Source organism: Pseudoclavibacter sp. RFBA6 (genome assembly GCF_002931575.1).
GTDB lineage: Bacteria > Actinomycetota > Actinomycetes > Actinomycetales > Microbacteriaceae > Pseudoclavibacter > Pseudoclavibacter terrae.
The window spans coordinates 454,358-473,790 of the sequence record NZ_PSUA01000012.1 but is presented as its reverse complement, the minus strand read 5'-3'; the positions used below and the strand labels follow the sequence as shown (position 1 = coordinate 473,790).

General features: G+C 69.4%; 15 protein-coding genes. 6 read left to right on the top strand and 9 right to left on the bottom strand.

From position 1 onward, the window contains the following. The first annotated feature begins 104 nt into the window (after nucleotides 1–104). Complete coding sequence (locus C5C17_RS12200) at nucleotides 105–518, top strand: Sec-independent protein translocase TatB (protein WP_374953911.1); 414 nt, start codon at nucleotides 105–107, stop codon at nucleotides 516–518. A 60-nt stretch (nucleotides 519–578) separates the two neighbouring features. Here the strand turns inward: C5C17_RS12200 and C5C17_RS12195 are convergent, their stop codons facing one another. Genes C5C17_RS12195 through C5C17_RS12185 form a run of 3 tightly spaced genes read right to left on the bottom strand, consistent with a single transcriptional unit; the run spans nucleotide 579 to nucleotide 3,695 of the window. Continuing rightward, a complete protein-coding gene (locus C5C17_RS12195; protein ID WP_104253874.1) occupies nucleotides 579–1,703 on the bottom strand; it encodes an Mrp/NBP35 family ATP-binding protein in 1,125 nt (374 codons plus the stop codon). Between the two features lie 5 nt (nucleotides 1,704–1,708). Continuing rightward, entirely contained in the window at nucleotides 1,709–2,368 is a 660-nt protein-coding gene (locus C5C17_RS12190) for a DUF1003 domain-containing protein (protein WP_104253627.1), read from the bottom strand. Then, the gene (locus C5C17_RS12185; RefSeq protein ID WP_104253873.1) at nucleotides 2,355–3,695 is read right to left on the bottom strand and encodes a magnesium transporter MgtE N-terminal domain-containing protein; all 1,341 of its coding nucleotides are present in this window, start codon (nucleotides 3,693–3,695) and stop codon (nucleotides 2,355–2,357) included. Before C5C17_RS12185 ends, C5C17_RS12190 begins: the two co-directional genes overlap by 14 nt. A 96-nt stretch (nucleotides 3,696–3,791) precedes the next feature. Between C5C17_RS12185 and C5C17_RS12180 the strand changes: the two genes are divergently transcribed. Further along, nucleotides 3,792–4,526 carry a general stress protein gene (locus C5C17_RS12180; protein WP_104253626.1) on the top strand — a complete coding sequence of 245 codons (735 nt, stop codon included), beginning with the start codon at nucleotides 3,792–3,794 and terminating at the stop codon, nucleotides 4,524–4,526. Nucleotides 4,527–4,542: 16 nt separating this feature from the next. Here the strand turns inward: C5C17_RS12180 and C5C17_RS12175 are convergent, their stop codons facing one another. Further along, on the bottom strand, nucleotides 4,543–6,114 hold the full coding sequence (locus C5C17_RS12175) for an aminopeptidase P family protein (protein WP_258066186.1): 1,572 nt from the start codon (nucleotides 6,112–6,114) through the stop codon (nucleotides 4,543–4,545). A gap of 69 nt (nucleotides 6,115–6,183) precedes the next feature. Then, nucleotides 6,184–7,239: an endonuclease/exonuclease/phosphatase family protein gene (locus C5C17_RS12170; RefSeq protein ID WP_104253872.1), complete on the bottom strand. Its 1,056-nt coding sequence runs from the start codon at nucleotides 7,237–7,239 to the stop codon at nucleotides 6,184–6,186. An 86-nt stretch (nucleotides 7,240–7,325) separates the two neighbouring features. Here C5C17_RS12170 and C5C17_RS12165 point away from each other — a divergent pair, with 86 nt between their 5' ends. Then, nucleotides 7,326–8,201 (top strand): PHP domain-containing protein, encoded by an 876-nt coding sequence (locus C5C17_RS12165; RefSeq protein ID WP_104253624.1) that lies wholly within the window; start codon nucleotides 7,326–7,328, stop codon nucleotides 8,199–8,201. Between the two features lie 127 nt (nucleotides 8,202–8,328). On the opposite strand, the gene C5C17_RS12160 is transcribed toward C5C17_RS12165, so the two are convergent. Beyond that, nucleotides 8,329–9,810 (bottom strand): DEAD/DEAH box helicase, encoded by a 1,482-nt coding sequence (locus C5C17_RS12160; protein WP_104253623.1) that lies wholly within the window; start codon nucleotides 9,808–9,810, stop codon nucleotides 8,329–8,331. 199 nt (nucleotides 9,811–10,009) lie between these two features. On the opposite strand from C5C17_RS12160, the gene C5C17_RS12155 reads away from it, so the two are divergent. After that, nucleotides 10,010–10,741, top strand: coding sequence for a ferritin-like fold-containing protein (locus C5C17_RS12155; protein ID WP_181028580.1), 732 nt, complete (start codon nucleotides 10,010–10,012; stop codon nucleotides 10,739–10,741). Between the two features lie 123 nt (nucleotides 10,742–10,864). Here the strand turns inward: C5C17_RS12155 and C5C17_RS12150 are convergent, their stop codons facing one another. Further along, a complete protein-coding gene (locus tag C5C17_RS12150; RefSeq protein WP_146079169.1) occupies nucleotides 10,865–11,191 on the bottom strand; it encodes a hypothetical protein in 327 nt (108 codons plus the stop codon). 9 nt (nucleotides 11,192–11,200) lie between these two features. Then, on the bottom strand, nucleotides 11,201–11,425 hold the full coding sequence (locus C5C17_RS12145) for a DUF3107 domain-containing protein (protein WP_104253871.1): 225 nt from the start codon (nucleotides 11,423–11,425) through the stop codon (nucleotides 11,201–11,203). A gap of 166 nt (nucleotides 11,426–11,591) precedes the next feature. Between C5C17_RS12145 and C5C17_RS12140 the strand changes: the two genes are divergently transcribed. Next, a complete protein-coding gene (locus C5C17_RS12140; RefSeq protein ID WP_181028579.1) occupies nucleotides 11,592–14,945 on the top strand; it encodes a UrvD/REP family ATP-dependent DNA helicase in 3,354 nt (1,117 codons plus the stop codon). Then, entirely contained in the window at nucleotides 14,942–18,262 is a 3,321-nt protein-coding gene (locus C5C17_RS12135; RefSeq protein ID WP_104253619.1) for an ATP-dependent DNA helicase, read from the top strand. Before C5C17_RS12140 ends, C5C17_RS12135 begins: the two co-directional genes overlap by 4 nt. Here the strand turns inward: C5C17_RS12135 and C5C17_RS12130 are convergent. After that, entirely contained in the window at nucleotides 18,237–19,427 is a 1,191-nt protein-coding gene (locus C5C17_RS12130) for a phosphotransferase (RefSeq protein WP_104253618.1), read from the bottom strand. The genes C5C17_RS12135 and C5C17_RS12130 overlap by 26 nt on opposite strands. Nucleotides 19,428–19,433: the final 6 nt, after the last annotated feature.

Here is a 19,433-nt window from a genome sequence, read left to right as displayed (position 1 = left end):
GCCCTCCATAGCGGGGCCCCAGCTGGCGTGCCTCGAGTGCCGTCCTGGCGCAGACCAGAGCCTATGATGGGACGGTGTTTGGGCTGACGTTTGAGAAATTGCTGTTGATCGGCATTATCGCGGCCTTCATCATCGGTCCCGACAAGCTCCCGAAAGCTGCCGAGCGACTCGCTGATGCGGTCAAGTGGCTTCGTGGCGCGTCCACGAACGCCAAGTCGCGCATGAAAGAGGAGATGGGCGACGACTTCGCGGACGTCGACTGGCGCAAGCTCGACCCCAGACAATACGACCCTCGCCGCATCATCCGCGATGCGCTCCTCGCTGAAGACGAGCCCGTCGCCCCTGAGGCAGCTGCCGCGAAGGCGACCTCCACAGGAGCGGCTGCGACCACCGCGGCGCTGGCCGCCGGCGGAGCGGCCGCCGCTGTCGGCGGTGCGTCGCGGCCGAGCTGGGCAGCGGGCGCCGCTCCCGCTCCCGCCGTGGTCGGGCCAGTGCCCTTCGACGTCGAGGCCACCTGATCCTGACGCCCACCGACGCTCCCCGAGGTCGGCGCGCCGGATGTCGGCCGGCTGGCCGCTCTAGACCAGCGACACGGGCAGCCTGCGGCCGCTGAGCCCTCTCGGCTGCGCGAGCAGCGCATCCGCCGCCCGCTGCAGGGCGATGCCCGCCGCAGTGGTCGGAGACTGCCACAGCAGAGGCGTGCCCGCATCGCCGGACTCGCGCAGTGACTGGCTGACGGGGACCTCGGCGAGCAGCTCGACGGGGGAGCCGTCTTCACTCAGACGATCAGCGACGGCTCTTCCACCGCCCTCTCCGAAGAGGGCGACACGCTCGCCGTCGGCCGTAGCGAACGGCGACATCGTCTCGATGACGCCGACGACGCGCTGGCCGGTCTTCCTGGCAAGCGCTCCCGAGCGCCAGGCGACTTCGGCCGCTGCGGCCTGGGGCGTCGTGACGACGACGACCTCGGCGCCCGGCAGCAACTGCCCGAGGGAGATGGCGATGTCACCGGTTCCCGGCGGCAGGTCGAGCAGCAGGACGTCGAGGTCGCCGAAGTACACGTCGGTGAGGAACTGCTCGATCGTGCGATGCAGCATCGGCCCGCGCCAGGCGACCACCTGCGCGTCGTCGCCGAGGAACATGCCGATGGAGATGAGCCTCACCCCGTGCGCCTCAGGCGGCACGATCATGTCGCCGACCCGAGTGGGCGAGACATCGTCCCCCAAACCGAAGAGGCCCGGAATCGAGTATCCGTGCACGTCCGCGTCGATGAGACCCACGCTGAGCCCTCGTCGAGCGAATGCCGCGGCGAGGTTCGCCGTCACCGTCGACTTCCCGACGCCGCCCTTGCCGCTCGTCACGGCGATGACGCGCGTCAGCGAGTCCTTGCCGAACGGATGCACGCGTCCGGCCCGCGAGCCGCGCAGTCGTTCGGTGAGAGCGGTCCGCTGCTCCCGCGTCATGACGCCCACCAGGAGCTCGTATGGCGCACCGTCGATCGCCGACTCGATCGCAGTCCGGACGTCCCGTTCGATCTGGCGGGCAGCCGGGCAGCCCACGATCGTGAGGCGGAGCTCGACCTCGAACGACCCGTCCTCGCGCTCGTCGACACGCTCGATCATGCCGAGCTCGGTCAGCGGTCGACGCAGCTCAGGGTCGCTGACCGCGCCGAGCGCGCCCCAGATAGCGTCAGCGACGGTCACGCCGCTCACACCTGCTCTTCTGCCGACTTGGCAGCGCGCTTCCTGTCCCGGATGGCTTCCGCACGTCGCCTCGCGGAGTCACTGACTCGCTGCTCCTCGCGCGAGATGGTCTCGGAGCCTTCCTCATCGGGATCGTCGAGGTCCTCGATGTCCTCGAGCAGAGCGCGCAGCTCGGCCCGGATGAAGTCCTTGGAGGCCAGATCCTTGGTCAGGACGCGCAGCGCCACGATCTCGCGCGCGAGGTACTCGAGGTCGGCCGAGTTTCGCTCGGCACGCTGGCGGTCCTGCGCGATCTGCACGCGGTCGCGGTCATCCTGCCGGTTCTGGGCGAGCAGCAGCATGGGGGCCGCGTAGGACGCCTGGAGCGAGAGCATGAGCGTCAGGGCGATGAAGCCGAGGTCGGCCGAGTCGAAGCGCAGCTCGACGGGCGCCATCGAGTTCCACACGACCCAGAAGATGACGAACAGCGATAGCCCGACGAGGAAGGCGGGGGTGCCCATGGCTCGGGCGAAGGCCTCCATGCCGCGGCCGAACGCATCGCTGCGCTCGTGGTCGCGGTTCTCAGAGTCATCTCCACGAGAGTCGCGCCTCGGCTTCGGGCGCGGCCGACGCAGGTGGAGCCCCTTGACCTTCGGGCGCTCGAGATCGTCTTCACGACGTGCCATGAGTCCTCCGGACCACTGGAGAGTTCGCGGGGGCGGTGACCGCACGCTTCGTGCCGACGCGCTGCGAGACGCGGCTGGGCACGACCTCGCCCTCCGCGTCGACCTGTCGCCAGTCCTCTGGCAGGAGGTGATCGAGGACGTCGTCGATCGTCACGACGCCGACGAGGCGGTGCGCCTCGTCGATGACGGGCAGCGCGACGAGGTCGTAGCTGGCGAGCACGCGAGCAACCTCGGCGTCGCGCATCGTCGTCGGCGCCGGCTCCATCTCGCGGTCGAGGATGGTGTCGAGGCGCTCGTGCGGCGGATATCTGAGGAGCCGTTGGAAGTGCACGAGGCCCAGGTACCTGCCAGTCGGCGGCTCGTAGGGGGAGAGCGTCACGAAGACACTGGTCGCGAGGGCCGCAGGGAGGTCCTTCCGACGGATCAGCACGAGCGCTTCTGCCACCGTGGCATCCCCGGGGAGGATGACGGGATCGGTGGTCATGAGACCACCAGCGGTGTCCGGTGCGAACTCGAGGAGCATGCGAACCTCTTCCGCCTCCTCCGGGTCCATGCGCTGCAGGAGCGCCTCGCTCTTGACCGCGTCCAGCTTGGCCACGAGATCGGCGGCGTCATCCGGCTGCATCTTGTCGAGCACGTCGGCGGCGTGCTCTTCATCGAGCCACTCGATGATCGTCACCTGGTCGGACTCCCGCATCTCCTCGAGCACATCCGCGAGCCGCTCGTCCGGCAGCATGCTCACGACCTCCTTGAGGCGTGCATCCGGCAGATCGAGGAGCGCGGTCGCGAAGTCGCTCGGCTTCATGTCGGAGTGAGCCGTGAGGAACTGGGTCGCCGCCTGCTGCTCGCCGATCGTCACCTCCGGAGTGACCTCGTCCCAGGTCGCGAAGCGGGTCGGGCCGGTGCCGAAGAGCTGCTTGCTCTTGCGAGGGAGACGCACGAACAGCTGGCCGACGTTCCAGTACCCCTGCGCGTCCTCCTCGATCTGGACGTCCTCGATCGTGCCAGTCGCCGTCCCGTCGTTGAAGGTCACGGAGCGGTCGGCGAGGTCCGCGAGCACGCGCACCTCCTGTCCGTGCTGCACGAACGGGCGCGAGTCGATCTCACCGCTCACGACGATCTGCCCAGAGCCGATCGACTCGACCTGGCGGATCGGGATGAAGATGAGGCGCTTGCTCTTCGTCTCGACGACGAGCCCGTTGACGCGCGGGGAGTGCGCTGCGCGGTACTCGACGATGACGTCGCGCACCTTGCCGATACGGTCGCCGTCCTCATCGAAGACGGGGCACGCGGAAAGTCGCGCTGTAAAGACCTTGGAGACGCTCACGGACCAATGGTAGTCGCCCGCGACCGCTCGCCAGCCGATAGCGAACATGTGACTGGGCGGCCACGTTTCCGAAGGGCGTGCTGAGAGAATGGCGGCATGACAACCCCAGGCACGACGACACGTGGCGCGCGCAGTCGGTTCCCGAAGGTCCCAGATGGCGACGTGATCGCGAGCCTCGAGAGCTACGAGGAAGCACGCGCAGTCGTGGACGGCCTCGCGAAGCAGGACTTCCCGGTCTCGACGGTCTCGATCCTCGGCAGCCACCTGCGCACCGTCGAGCGCGTCACCGGTCGGATGTCGTTCGGCAAGGCGGCACTCGGTGCAGTCGGCACGGGCGTCATGCTCGGTCTCTTCGTCGGGCTGCTCGTGCTCATCGTGACGCCGGGGGTCGGATTCGAGACCCTCATCGCGATCCTGCCCGTCGCGATCGGCTTCTCCGTCATCTGGAGCGTCATCGGATACGCGGCGAACCCGCAGCGTCGGCAGTTCACCTCGGTCATGCAGGTCGTCGCGACCCACTTCGATGTGGTCGTGCCCCGAGAGCACGCCGGAAAGGCGCGCGGGCTGCTCGGCACACAGCAGGCACCTGCCGGCGCGATGCCGGCTCAGCAGGCGCCGCTGCAGGCTCCGACGGCCGCACCTGCCGTGCAGCAGCCCGGGCTCGACTCGCCGGCGCCAGCGGCTGACGCGGCGAGCACAGACACCGAAGCTGCCCCCGCAGCGCCCCGCCGCACCTACTCAGAAGCGCAGGCCGAGCTGCGGCGGCTCGAGCGCGAGAAGCGCGCCAAGCAGGTGGACCAGGGACGTGCGGGGCCCAACGGCACGTCTTGAGCCAGCGGCCCCGCCGCTACTCGCCATGGAGCCTCGCGAACCACGACTCCACATCCGCGACCGTCCGCGGAATGGCTGACGACAGGTTCTCGGCGCCGTCGGCCGTCACGAGGATGTCGTCCTCGATGCGCACACCGATGCCCCTGAGCTGCTCCGGCACCGTCAGATCGTCCGGCTGCAGGTACAGGCCGGGCTCGATCGTGAACACCATGCCCGCCTCGAGCACGCCGTCGAGGTAGAGCTCGCGGCGCGCCTTCGCGCAATCGTGCACATCGATGCCGAGGTGATGGCTCGTGCCGTGCACCATGTAGCGGCGGTAGAGCTGCTCGGCGGGGTCCGTCTCGCCGACCCCCAGGGGCATGCCGAGCTCCTGCGTGCGCTTGGCGATGACCTCCATCGCCGTGTCGTGGATCGTGCGGAACGTGATCCCTGGGCGGACGATCGCGAACGCGGCATCCGCAGCCTCGAGGACGATCTCGTACACCAGGCGCTGCTCCTCGCTGAACCGTCCCGTGACCGGGATCGTCCGCGTGATGTCGGCCGTGAACAGCGAGTCGACCTCCACCCCCGCATCCACGAGGATCAGCTCGCCCGCGCGCACCGCACCGGTGTTCTTCGTCCAGTGCAGGATGCAGGCGTGGCTCCCGGAGGCGGCGATGGTGTCGTAGCCGACGTCGTTGCCCTCGAGGCGCGCCCTCTGCTGGAACACGCCCTCGACGATCCGCTCCCCGCGCGGGTGGGCTGACGCCTGCGTCAGTGCCGCGACGATGTCGTCGAAACCCGCGGCCGTGGCCGCGACGGCCTCGCGCATCTGGCCGATCTCGTAGGCATCCTTCACGAGCCTGAGCTCGCTGAGGTCCTGGGCGAGGAGCGCGTCGTCGGCGAGGAGCTCGTCGAACTCGGCATCGGGGAGCGACATCGTGCGCCGAGCCTCGTCGACTCGCGCCGTGAGCGCTGCATCGGCCTCGCGAAGCACGAGCGTGCGTGCGTCCGTCACCAGACCGAGCTCGGAGAACTCGGCGAGATCCCGAGCCGCGACGTCGAGGTCGGCGGCCGTCTGCGCGAGCGATGGACGTGGGCCGATCCAGAACTCACCGATCTCGGAGTTCGCGTAGAACTCGTCGCTGTCGCGGCCGGCGCGTTCGCGGAAGTACACCGTCGCGTCGTGGCCATCGTCGACGGGGTCGAGAACCAGGACGGCCCCCGGCTCGGCGTCGGAGCCCCACCCCGTCAGCTGCGAGAACGCGGAGTGCGCTCGGAAACGGTAGTCGGTGTCGTTCGAGCGCTGCTTCAGACTCCCCGCTGGGATGACGAGTCGCGCGCCCCGGTGACGTGCGGAGATCGCATCCCGGTGGGCAGCGGCCGTGGGCACCGACACTCGGGCCTCCGGCAGCGGCTCGTCCCGCTCCGCCCAGCCGCGCATGATCTGCGACCGGAACGCGTCGCTCCTGGGCGTCGTGCTGCGGTTCTCGTTGGCAGGTGCGTCGACGGCCTGCGCGCCTTCTTCCACGGCCGACGCCGCCTCCGTGGCGGATGCTGTGGCAGGTGCTGTGGCGGACAGGGTGCGGGAGCGGTCGGAGGTAGTCACCCCACCATTGTCGCGCGGAAAACTGGACGACGCGGTCACTCGCCGTGGCGCGCTCGGGGCGAGACCGCGTCAGCTCAGCGACGACGGGGACAGCTGCGCGAACACCGGGCGGTGGTCGCTGCCCGCCTCGTCGCGCGACACGATCACCTCGAAGCCCGTGACACTCCACTCCGGCGTCGCCATGACGCGGTCGATGTTCGCGCCGAGCAGCGGAGGGACTCCCGCGGTCCAGGTGCCCACCGCGCCGTTGTTCGTCGCCAGCGCCGCGTCCGCGCACGAGCCGAGCTGGCCCGACCCTCCGTCTCCGAGCCCCGAGAGGTGGTCGAGCGTCGAGTTGAAGTCCCCGGCGACGATCGTGTTGCTCGTGCATTGCGTCGCCAGCCAGTCGAGGTCGGCCTTCCACGCGTCCATGTTGCCCGGCGTCGGCGAGACGGGGTGTGCCGCGATGATCGTGGGGCCGCTGCCGTCGACCGGGACCGCGATGACCGTGGGAAGCGTGCTCGTGTCACCGCGATCGGTGACGACCTCGTAGTCGCCGAGGTCCGGGGAGATGAGGAGCGTCGTCGACGTGGCCTTGTAGTCCTCGTCGATCGTCTGGGTGTGCACCCACATGGGTGAGCCCGCCTCGGACATCTGAGCGGCGATCTCCACGCCCAGCTCCTCGGTCGTCTCCGGCAGCACGACGACATCCGCGCCGACTTCCACGGCGAGCTCTGCGATCGAGGGGGAGCCGGGAGCGTCGCCGCGCGTGTTCCAGCTCAGGATGTTGATGCTGCCCGGCGAGTCGCTCGCGGCGAGGGGCGCACCCAGGCCCCGGTCGAAGAGCACGCCGACCGTCGATGCGACGAACAGGGCGATGACCAGAGCGGTCATCCCGAGGACCGCGCGCGCCTTCCGGGAGGCGAGGACCGGGATGAGCAGGAGCAGCAGGATCGCCGTCGCCCCGATCGCCACTGGCAGCCGGAACGAGATCGCCTGGGCCACCAACGGCGCGCGCTGCAGGTCGAGCAGCTGCGGCCAGCCGAGCACGATCGCCGCGGCGAGCGCGACGAGCCCGAGGAGGATCCCCGCTGCACGGTGGCCGGCGAGAGAGGAACGTCTGGGGTGTGAAGAGCTGCGCGGCATGACCGCCTCAGCGTAGCCCCAGAGCCGAAGAGAGGCTGGGAGGCGCGTGGCATTCACTTCCGCACCCCCTGTGATTTGATCGGAGCATGACGCCCTCTGACACTCCAGGCATCGATCTCCACACCCACTCGGTGGTCTCAGACGGGACCGAGTCGCCTGGTGACGTCGTGCGACAGGCGGCGAGGGCCGGTCTCGACGTCATCGCCCTCACCGACCACGACACGACGGCGGGCTGGGCGGACGCCAGCGTCGCGGCGCGGGAGACCGGCGTGACGCTCATCCCCGGCATCGAGTTCTCGTCCCAGCTGAACCACGCGAGCATTCACGTGCTCGGCTACCTCATCGACCCCGCGAACGAGGTCATGCTGGCCGAGATGCAGCAGGTGCGAGAGTCCAGAGTCTCGCGCGCCGAGCGGATGGTGCAGATGATCGGCGGCGACCACGACCTCAACTGGGATGACGTGCTCGCCGTCACCGAGCCCGGCGCCACGGTCGGCCGTCCGCATATCGCGGACGCGCTGGTGTCCAAGGGCATCGTCGAGAGCCGTGTCGCCGCGTTCGAGACCATCCTGCACTGGCGGGGCGGCTACTACGTCGCGCACTACGCGCCGAGCCCGTTCGACGCCGTCAGGCTCATCCGGAGGGCCGGTGGGGTGCCCGTGCTCGCGCATCCGGGGTCGAGGGGGAAGCGGGGAATGGCGAACGATGTCCTCGAGCAGCTGGTGCAGGCGGGCCTCGGCGGGCTCGAGGTGGGCCACAGGGAGAACGACGCGGAGAGCCGGCGACTCCTGCTCGACATCGCGGCTCAGCACGACCTCATCGTGACGGGGTCGAGCGACTACCACGGCGCGGGAAAACCGAACCGACTCGGCGAGAACATGACCGCGCCCGAGCAGCTGCAGCGGATCCTGGACCAGGCGACGGGCAGCGAGCCCGTGATCGGCGGGGCGAGCTCGCTCTGACCATCCCGACACCGTCGACGGGCGGCCGAATCTCCGGGAACGCGAACGGCGCCGAGCTGATGCTCGGCGCCGTCTGCACTCGTGCAGCGATCGATTCGTCTCGCTCCGGGTGCTCGCTGTCCTGCGACTACTCGCTGGGCTGCGACTCCTGGCGGGAAGCGCCCGACTCGCTGCCCGCTCCACCGCCGCGACGGCGGCGACGACGGCGAGCTGGGCGCTCTGCTCCCGCCTCGGCGGCAGGCTGCTCGCCCGAGGCAGTCTCGGCGGCGGGCGCCTGGCCCTCTGGAGCGGCAGTCGAGTCGTCGCTGCGGCGACGCGAGCGTGAACGAGCTGGCCGCTCCGACGAGCCTCGCGTCGACGAGCCGCCGCGCTCGCCGCGCTCAGTCGAGCTGTGGCGGCTGCCTGGCGACTGCACCTCACGCTTCGGCGCCGCGATGCGGCCCTTCGTGCCTTCCGGGATGCGCATGTCGGCGTAGAAGTGCGGGGACGAGGAGTACGTCTCGACGGGCTCCTCCGCTCCGAGCTCGAGCGCCTTCGAGATGAGCGCCCACTTGTGCAGGTCGTCCCAGTCGATGAAGGTCACGGCGATGCCGGTGTTGCCGGCGCGCCCCGTGCGGCCCACACGGTGGAGGTAGGCCTTCTCATCCTCCGGGATCGTGTGGTTGATGACGTGCGACACGTCGTCGACGTCGATGCCGCGAGCCGCGACGTCGGTCGCGATGAGCACGTCCTTCTTGCCGGCCTTGAACGCCGCCATGGCACGCTCGCGCTGCTCCTGGTTGAGGTCGCCGTGGACGGCTGCGGCCTTGAAGCCACGGTCGGTGAGCTCCTCCATGAGCTTCGCCGCCGCACGCTTGGTGCGCGTGAAGATGACGGTCTTCCCGCGGCCCTCGGCCTGCAGGATGCGGGCGATCATCTCGTCCTTGTCGAGCGGGTGGGCCCGGTAGATGACGTGCTCGATGTTCGCCTGCGTGATGCCCTCATCCGGATCGGTCGCGCGGATGTGGATCGGCTTCGTCATGAAGCGACGGGCGAGGGCGACGATCGGCCCCGGCATGGTCGCGGAGAAGAGCATGGTGTGGCGCGTCGCCGGCGTCTGCGCGAAGAGGCGCTCGATGTCGGAGAGGAAGCCGAGGTCGAGCATCTTGTCGGCCTCGTCGAGCACCATCTCGCGCACGTTCGAGAGGTTGAGCATGCGCTGCTGCGCGAGGTCGAGGAGACGGCCCGGGGTGCCGACGACGATCTGGGCGCCGGCCTTGAGCTGCTCGATCTGGCCCTCGTACGCCTTGCCGCCGTAGATCGGGACGACGGTCGTGGTGCGGCCGGAGACGGCGATCTCGAGGTCTTCGTAGACCTGGACCGCGAGCTCGCGGGTGGGCACGACGACCAGCGCCTGCACGCCGTGGGCCGGGTCGAGGCCGAGCCGCTGGATGAGGGGGAGGCCGAAGCCGAAGGTCTTGCCAGTACCGGTCTTGGCCTGGCCGATGATGTCCTGCCCGCTCAGCGCGAGAGGAATCGTCTGCTCCTGGATGGGGAACGGCTCGGTGATGCCGTGTCCCTCGAGCGCCGAGACGATGTCGGCATCGATGGAAAGGTCGGAGAACTTCACGAGTGAAACGCCCTGTCTGCAGTTGTGGGATGCGCCCGGGAAGTCGAAGGGCGCCGAACGGCCGCGGTCGCGGCATCGCCACAGTCTAGCGAATAGCTGCTTTCCGCTCCTCTCGGCATCGGCGGGGGCTGAGATCGGCTGACGAGGACCGACCGGGAGCTGCACCTGGGCGGACTCGTGTGGCACATAGGATGTGCGTGTGAAGCCAGTATTCGGAAGGCGCAGCGGAGACCGATCCCAGGATGACGCCACCCCGGCATCCGCGCCGAAGCCAGCGACGTCGCTGGGAGACCTGCTGGTTCCCGTCGACGCGCTCGTCGCGCGCGCCGCGTACCTCGAGCTGCTGCTGTTCCAGGAGCTGTCGGCCATCGTCAACGAAGCGCCCGCGCTTGCCAACAAGCAGCACATCGGAGCGGCCGCCAACGCCGCGCTCGAGCGGCACAGGGCCCTGCTCGGCGGTGCAGAGGCGGCTGCGGAGCAGAGCTCGATCACGCGCATCGGCGAGGCTGCCGAGCATTTCTCTGGCTACCCGGAACGAGTCCTCGGGCACGACTGGGCGCAGCGTCTGCTGAGCTGCCACCTCTCGTCCGGCTTCTTCCGCGACTTCTTCGGGGAAGTGGCCGAACAGGGCGGCGATCGCTACCGGACGGCCCTCGCGCCCGTCTTCATCACGGACGCGGAGCGGGACCAGCTGCTGCCGGTGATCGAGGCGGCCATCCACTACGAAGACGGCCTCGGCGACCGACTCGCGATGTGGGGGCGGCGCATCGTCGGCGACACCGTGCTTGCGATCAGACTGGCCCTCGACGTGCCGCTCGGAACGAGTGGAGACGACCTCGTCCCCGACGGGGAAGCGCAGCTCGAGAAGCTCGCGTCGGTGCTGTATGCCGGCCACTCCCGCCGGATGAACACGCTTGGGCTCGCTGCCTGACGGACTCGGACGACCGTGGCCCGGTAGCCGGGCACGACGAAGGCCCCCGGTTCTCGCCACTCCAGTCGGAGTGTCGGAGGACACGGGGGCCTGATCGTCTGCTGCGAGCGGAGCCCGACGGGCCTACGTGGTCGTCTGCGCGCGACCGAGGTGGCTGAGACGGTGCAGGAGGTCGTCGTCATCGTGCTGGCGGCGAGCGCTCAGCGACCAGCCCACGGCGATGGTCACGACCGCGGCGACGACGAGGGTGATCACCCAGATCCAGCCGCCGTCGTAAGCAAGCCATGGCGCTGGGCCCTGGAGCCACGTGAGCGCCTGCCAGGTCACGAGCGCGACGATGCCGCCGAGCGCCGGCAGGAGCACGGGGCCCCGCGTGGCCCGGTGGGGCGCCGCGAACTGCACGGCCACACCGAGCAGGATTCCCGCGAGGCCCGCGAACATGAGTTCCATGGTGGTGGGCTAGGCGATGAAGCCGACGCGGCGAGCCTGGTCGCCGGAGAGCTCCACGTAGAGGATGTTCTCTGTCGCGACGAGGTAGGAGCGAGACTTCGAGTCGTGCAGCTTCACGATGGCCGCTTCCTTCGCGACTGCCTCCTCGATGATGCGCTCGAAGTCGTCCTTGGTGAGATCGGTCTCGAACGAGAGCTCTCGTGGGGCGTGCTTGATGCCGATGCGAACTTCCACTTGGCGCCTTTCGGATGCGAACGGGTGTCTGGCAAGGCTACCGGCAGGCCGCTGGGCTCGCGCGCATTCGCCGGGTCTTTCGCCGTGGGCGCAACGCGTGCTGCGCACGCCGGACTGCGGCCATGGCTGCGCGTCGAATGTCGGTGCCCCGGGATACCGTGACTGCATGACTTCCGGACCAGTGCTCGATGCGGTGCTCCTCGATGCCACGCAGATGGCCGTCCTCGAGGCCGACGATGCGTCGCATCTCAGTGTCGTGGGTGCCCCGGGCTCCGGGAAGACGACGACGCTCATCGAGATGCTCGCGCGGCGTGTCCTCGTGGACGGCCTCCGGACCACCGAGGTGCTCGCCCTGACCCCCGACCGTCGGAGTGCCGCACGCCTGCGCGAGAGCATCGCCAAGCGGCTCGCGGTCAGCACGCCAGGTGCCATGGCGCGCACGCCGGAGTCGCTCGCCTTCGAGATCGTGCGTGCCGACCGCGCACGGCGCGGCCTGCAGGCTCCACAGCTGCTCACCGGCGCCGACGAGGACACGATCCTGGCCGAGCTCATCCAGAGCGACCTCGAGGCACGCGCCGCGACGGTCCCGGAGCGGCTGCACGCCGCACCCATCGAGTGGGCTTCGCCCGTGACACCCGAGACGATCGGGCTGCGAGGGTTCAGGGCCGAGCTGCGCGACCTCCTGACCGCGATGTCGGAGTACGACGTCACTCCGGAGCGCCTCGAGGAGCTCGCCCACCTCAGGCCCGTGTGGTCGGGTGCCGCCGTGGTCGCCCGACAGTTCCGCGAGAGCATCGAGCAGGCGAAGCCGAACGCCTTCGACACCCCTGGCATCGTGCTCGAGGCGGCGAGTCTCGTTCACTCCGCGGCAAGCCTCGATGCCTTCGCGGAGCTCAAGCTGCTCCTGGTCGATGACGTCCAGGAGTTCACCGAGTCAGGGCGAAGGCTCCTCGCGGCCTTCGCCTTGCGGGGAGTGCGCATCGTCTCGTTCGGCGACCCCGACATCACCACGGGGGGCTTCCGCGGCTCGAGACCGGAACTGGCGGCAGACTGGCGGGGAGAGACGCGCGGCGCGCTCGAGGCGCCGATTCGCCTGGTCCTCGGCACCGTGCATCGAGGGAGTGCGGAACTCAGAGCGTTCGTTCGACGCGTCACCGAGGGCATCGGCGTGCAGCGTGAATCCGGACACCGCGCGGCGGCGGCCCTGGCAGGTTCCCCACCGCCAGCCGCCCCGCCCACGGTGGCCCGTTTCTCCGCCATGTCGGCTGCGGCCGAGTGCCGCGGGATCGCCGACTACCTCCGCGAGCTGCACCTTCTCCACGACGTGCCATGGGATGACATGGCCGTCATCACGCGCCGCGGCGGCAGCATCGAGTCGCTGCGACGGCAGCTCGCGAAGCTCGAGGTGCCGACGAGTTCCTCACAGGCTCTTCCCGCGGCGAGAGACAAGGCGGTGCAGGCAGTGGTTCGTCTTGCGGCCATCGCGAGCGGGGCTGATGAACTCACCCCGGAAGCCATCGAGGAGCTCGCCGCCTCACCCGTCTTCGCTATCGATCCCGTGCAACTGCGGCGAGTCCGGCGAGCCCTGCGACTGGACGAGATCGCGGCAGGGGGGAACCGTGCCGCCGACGAGCTGCTCGTCGAGGCCGTCTCCCGCGTTGCCGGGCTCCGCCTCCTGACCGACCCGGACGCGCCAGCTTCGGCGACGTTCGAGCGCCTGCTCGCGACAGGCGGCTCCGCAAGCGGGCGCAGCGCTACGAGGGCCCTCCAGCAATTGGGTTCGGTGATCCGCGCCGTTGCGGCCGAGATCGAAGCCGCGAGTGGCCAGCAGCGCAGCATCGCGGCCGACGAGGTCCTGTTCGCCGTGTGGGAGCGGCTCGGCCTCGCGAGACCGTGGCGCGAGGCGGCGCTGGGGTCGGGGCCGCGAGCGGAGCAGATCGGTGCTCACCTCGACGCCCTGGTCACGCTCTTCGACGTGGGCAAGCGCTTCGTCGAGCGGCAGCCAGACGCGGGCATCCACGACTTCATCCTGCAGTGGACTGGGAGCGAGGTCACCGCCGACTCCCTCGCGAGTCGCACGCACGGCGGCACGGTCACCGTCACGACTCCGGCCGCTGTGCTCGGGCGTGAGTTCCGAGTCGTCGTCGTCGCGGGGCTCTCAGACGGTGTCTGGCCGAACCTTCGTCTCCGCGATTCGCTGCTCGGGGCAGGTCAGCTCGCGGAGCTCGAACGAGGCATCGACACCACGCGCGATCTCGTGGACAGACGACTCGAGGTGCTGCACGACGAGCGACGCATGTTCGCCCAGGCCGCCTCCCGGTCCTCAGAATGGCTGCTCCTGACCGCTGAGGAGAGTGAGGACAGCGCGCTGTCGCCGTTCTTCCTGCTGTCGTCGACCTCGTGGAACGACTCGGCCGCAGCGCCAGGGCAGGCCGCGCTCGCATCCCTGACCTTGCGCGGCCTTGTCGGCGAGCTGCGTCGCGCCGCGATCGTCGACGGGGTCGATACCTCCGGCGCAGCTGGTCTCGCGAAGCTCGCGGCCGAGGGCGTGCCCGGCGCGGACCCGGCCGACTGGTACGGACTCCTGCAGCCGACCACCGGCAGGCCACTGCACGACCCGTCCGACCCCGACGCGAGCATCCCGGTCTCGCCGTCCAGCATCGAGAGCTTCGAGGACTGCGGCGTGAACTGGTTCGTGACTTCCCACGGAGGCGGGAGCACCAGCGACAGCATGAACGTCGGCAACATCGTGCACGCGGCCGCCGAGTTCGACTTCCCCAGCTTGGAGGCTCGAACGGCCTTCGCGCAGGCACGCCTGCGCTCGAGTGATTTCGACGCGCCCTGGCAGGAGAAGGCGGTTCGAGCGAAGGTGGACGAGCTCGTTCGCAACCTCTCCGCCTACCTGCACCGCGTCAGTCTCAGCGGCGGCGCCCTGCTCGGGGCCGAGCGTGGATTCAGCATCGAGGTGCGCGTCGAAGGCGATGACAGCGCCCAGATCGTCCTGCGCGGCAAGATCGACCGCATCGAGAGCACCGCTGCCGGTTCCGTCGATGTCGTCGACTTCAAGACCGGCAAGTCGATGCCGTCCAACGACTCCATGGCCAGAAACGCGCAGCTTGCCGCCTACCAGCTCGCCCTCTCGACGGGAGCGGTGAGCGACCCCGTGGAGCGTCCGCCCCAGTCCGTCGAGCTCCCCCCGCGAAGCGATCAGGGAGGAGAGATCCCCGCCGCGGACGTGCACGAGGCGAAGCTCGTCTTCCTCGCGAAGCCGACCTCGAAACTCGAGTGGAGCGAGCGCACCCAGCAGCCGTTCGACGAGGCGGCGACCGCGGAGTTCTTCGACCGCGTCCGCACCGTCGCCCTCGGCATGGTCGGGATCCCCGAGCCCTCCCATGAGACGGGAGGCAGCGACCACGTCGCCGACGCCCACTATCTCGCCCACCTCGAGTCGCACTGCCTCGGCTCGTTCGGTGGCGGACGAGCGTGCGCGCTGCACGCCGCACCGGAGGTCACCGAATGACGCACACCTGGCCCGCAGGAGCCGTCACGCACGGCGACATCGCGCTGGCACTCGCCGACAACGACCCGTCGCGAATGCTCGAACCGACCCCGGAACAGCGTCGCGTCATTGAAGCGCCCCCCGTGCCGAGTCTCGTGATGGCCGGAGCCGGCAGCGGCAAGACCCAGACCATGGTGCAGCGCATCGTCTGGCTCGTGGCCGCTCAGGGCGTGCATCCCACCGAGATCCTCGGTCTGACCTTCACCAGGAAGGCGGCGGGGGAGCTCCGTGAACGGGTGCAGCTGGCCCTCGCCCGGCTCCGCAGCGAAGGGCTGGTCGGCGGCGACGAGTTCGCTACCCCCGAGGTCTCGACCTACAACTCGTTCGCGAACCGCGTTTTCTCGGAGAACGCCCTCCTCATCGGACAGGAGCCGGACGCCCGTATCGTCGACGAGATGACCGCATTCGCGCTCATGCGCAGCGTCGTGCTCGCGAGCGACGACGAACGCCTGAGCTCGCTCGATCTGCAGCTCGCCGCCATCACAGCCCTCGCGCTCAACGTCGCGAGGGCGATGAGAGACAACCAGCTCACCGCCGACGCGTGCGACGCGTTCGTCGCCGAATTCCGGCGCGTCGGTCAGCTGCCGGGTCGAGGTAAGGGCAATACGCCGAGCAAGCCGGTCACCGACGCCGTCGCCATCCTGGAGGAGCTGCCGATCTTCGTAGCGCTCGCCGAGCGCTACCAGCTCGAGAAGCGCAAGCGAGGGCTCATCGAGTTCTCCGACCAGGTGACGTTCGCGGCAGAGATCTGCGCGGGCACGCCAGCCGTCGTCGCGGAGCTGCGCAGCAGGCACCGGTTCGTCATCCTCGACGAATACCAGGACACGAGCGTCGGCCAGACTCGCCTCCTCGGAACGATCTTCGGCGATCACCCGGTCCTCGCGGTCGGTGACCCGAAGCAGTCCATCTACGGGTGGAGAGGCGCGAGCCCCGGCAACATGCGGCGATTCCACCGCGACTTCCGGACGCGGATCGCACCGCCAGCCGAAGAGCCCACCTTCCAGCTGTCGATCTCCTGGCGAAACGACGCACGCATCCTCGACGCAGCGAACCAGGTCGCCTCCAGGCTCCCTGAGGCCGATGACCCCGGTGTCACCCAGCTCGGTACGCGTCCGGGAGCGGCTGCAGGCACCGTCTCGCTGGCGTTCCCCGAGACACTCGACGATGAGGCGGATGCCGTCGCCACCTGGATGCGCGACCGCATTGTCGGCAGTGGCAGTGGCAGTGGCAGTGGCAGCGGCCGCGGCGAGACGAGACCGCCCTCGGGTGCCGTGCTGCTCCGCGCACGCAAGCTCCTGCCACTCTTCTCGGCGGCCCTGACCCGTGCTGGGGTCCCCAACAGGGTCATCGGCTTGGGCGGGCTCCTCTCGTCACCCGAGGTCGTCGACCTCCGCTGTGCCATGCGCGTCGCGCACGACTCCACCGCCGGCAACGAACTCCTCCGGCTGCTCGTCGGCGCGAAGTACCGGTTCGGCCTCGCCGACGTGAAGGTCATCCACGACATCTCGCGGCGCCTCGCCAACCGGGACGTCACCATGGCGGCCCTCGCAGACGACGTCCGCGCCAGCCGGCGAGAACTCGCGACCGGTGACGACGAGGTGCCGTTGCAGGAGGCCCTCGACTTCCTCGCCACTCGAATCCGCGGCGCCGCCAGGCGTGACGAGCCGGACACCTGGTTGACCGGGCTCAGCGACGAGGCGCTTCGCCGCATCCCGAGGGTGAACGACCTCATCTCCGAGCTCCGACGAAACTCAGGACTTCCGATCACCAGCTTCGTCGACGCCACCATCTCGATCATGGGTCTCGACCTCGAGGTGACCGCGAACCCGGACAACATCGCCAGAGTGGGCAACCTCGACGCGTTCGTCGAGGCGGCCGCGTCATTCGCGTCCGCCGAGCCGGATGCCGACCTGGGCACGTTCCTCGACTGGGTCGAGATCGCCGCGGGCGAGGACACGCTCGCCCCCGTCCAAGAGCAGGCCGAACCAGGAGTTGTGCAGCTGCTCAGCATCCACGGCTCCAAAGGACTCGAGTGGGACTTCGTCGCCGTGCCACGCAGCGTCGAGGGGGAGATGCCGAGCTCATCACGCGAAGGCCTCGGTTGGATCCGGAGGGGCGCCATCCCTTACGAGCTCCTGCTCGACGCCCACGACCGGCCAGCGCTGCCCTGGCGGGAAGCTGAGTCGCAGAAGGAACTCGCGGACCTCATGGTCGACCTCAAGGAGCGCATCAGGGAGCGCAACGACGACGAGGAACGTCGACTCGCCTACGTCGCCTACACGCGTGCGCGCCACGAGCTGCTCATCACGGGTTCCTACTGGAGCGCCATCCACAAGGCGCCACGGAAGGTCTCGGTCTTCGTCAGCGAGCTCGCCGACGCGGGCATCATCGAGGCCCCTCCGGAGAACACGCTCGAGGATGCGCCCACGTCACTCGCCGCCGACAGCGTGGCGTGGCCGCACCAGCCCTTCACGGAGGCCCGTCGTCGACGAGTCGACGAGCTCTCGGGGGCCGTCGCCAGAGCGCAGCACGACGCGACGATCCCAGACGAAGTGCTCGATCGGCGCATCGACCTCCTCCTCCGGGAACGCGCCGATCGGAACACGGTGACGAACATCCAGCTCCCGGCACGTTTCGCGGCCTCGAAGTTCAAGGACCTCGTCACCGATCCCGCCGAGATCGCGGCGCAATTGCGACGTCCGATGCCGCAGAAGCCGTTCAGGCAGACCCGCATCGGGACGATGTTCCACGCCTGGGTGGAAGCGCACTACGCCGCGCCCAACGTCGGCGGAGACCTCCTCGGCATGGCCGAGATCTTCGGCACGGAAGACGCGGCACTGGGCAGCCTCGCGGACGCCTCAGGTGCCGACTTCGCCGAACTCGAACGCCTGCAGGACGCGTTCCTCGAGACGCCGTGGCCGCACAGGACCCCGATACTCGTGGAGCAGACCATCGAGTTCCGCCTCGGCGACCGCACCGTCGTCTGCAAGATCGACGCCGTCTTCGAGCACGACGGCCGAATCGAGGTCGTCGACTGGAAGACCGGTCGCGTGCCAAGCGGCGAGAGCGCCCGTTGGGAGCGTCAGCTGCAGCTCGCGCTCTACACGCTCGCCTACTCGGAGCACACCGGCATCGCCCCCGAGCTCATCGATGCCGTGCTCGTCTACGTCCGAGAGGGCGACGAGGTCCGGGTCCCGGAGGTCACGGGGCGCCGCGAGCTCGAGCGGCTGCTCGCAGAAGCGGAAGCCGCGCTCAGCGCCGCGAATCCGTCCGCATGAAGTCGTTCGGGGGAGTGTCGTCGTCGAGGTCATCCTCGGCTGCGTGATCGACGTCGACCTCCGGGCTGTCGTCAGGATGCACGTCGGCGGGCACGCCAGAGTCGGCCCTGTGCACCAGACCGGTGAGCACGGCGCTCCCAGTGTCCTGCGCGGCAGACTGGTGCGTCGGGCGGCGACCCGCAGCCTCCTTCAAGAGCTCCTGCACCTCGGCGATATCGAGCACCGGAAGCGTCTCGTGGACCAGCGGCTGAGCCGGCGCACGGTGGATGCGGTCGACCAGCGAGTCGAGCATCCCCTCCGCGTCGGAGATGATCTCCGCGTCGCTCGCATCCACGCCGTGGAGCAGCCAGCGGGCGAGCTCGAGCTCCGCGTAGAGCAGTGCGCGCTGGCGGAGCTGCCGGTCCACGGTCCCAGGGGCCTCATCCGTGTACTCATCGAGAATCCCGCGAGCGATGGCGCCATCGAGGGACGAGATCCAGTGGAGGTCTCGCGCCGGATCGCCGACGCGCAGGTCGCTCCAGCCGAGGACACCGCGCACCTGGTTGCCGTCGGTGATGATCGAAGAGAGCCCGAGCGCTCCGTGGATGACCGTGGGCTGGAACTGCCAGAGCGAGTCGTCGTCGACGGCTGCCGACCACCGGCGATCGAGCGTCACCGGGAGACGGCCGGTCTCCTTCGCTCGGGCGATCGTCTGCGCCGCCGCCTGCCGCGCCTCCGGCGCGGTGAGCGTCGGCATGCCAGCGGCCTCGACCGGCCCCTTCGGGAGGGAGTGGATGGCGGCGATGGCACGACCGAGGCTCACGAGGAAGAGCGTGCCGGGCTCGAGCGTATCCTGGTCGGCGGGGATCCCGCGCAGGTACGTGTACACGGCCACCCGCTCGCGCTGATCGGCCAGGCTGCCGAGCACCTCGGACACCTGGAACGGGAGCCTGCTGCGCATCCCTGGCGTCAGCACGGCCAGCGCGCGCACGTCGGCCAGCTGCTCCTGCGCAGCAGCCGACGAGGTCGGGCGCCGGGCGATGATCGTCTCGCCGTCCGTGAGGGTCAGCAGGGCGGCGTCGAAGTCGCCGTGCGCCCCGTACGTGTGCTCGAGGGCCGCAGCCACATCGAGGTCGGGGACAGCGGCCACGGCAAGTGCCGCGAGTTCCAGCGAGAGCTCAGCCATGGGTCC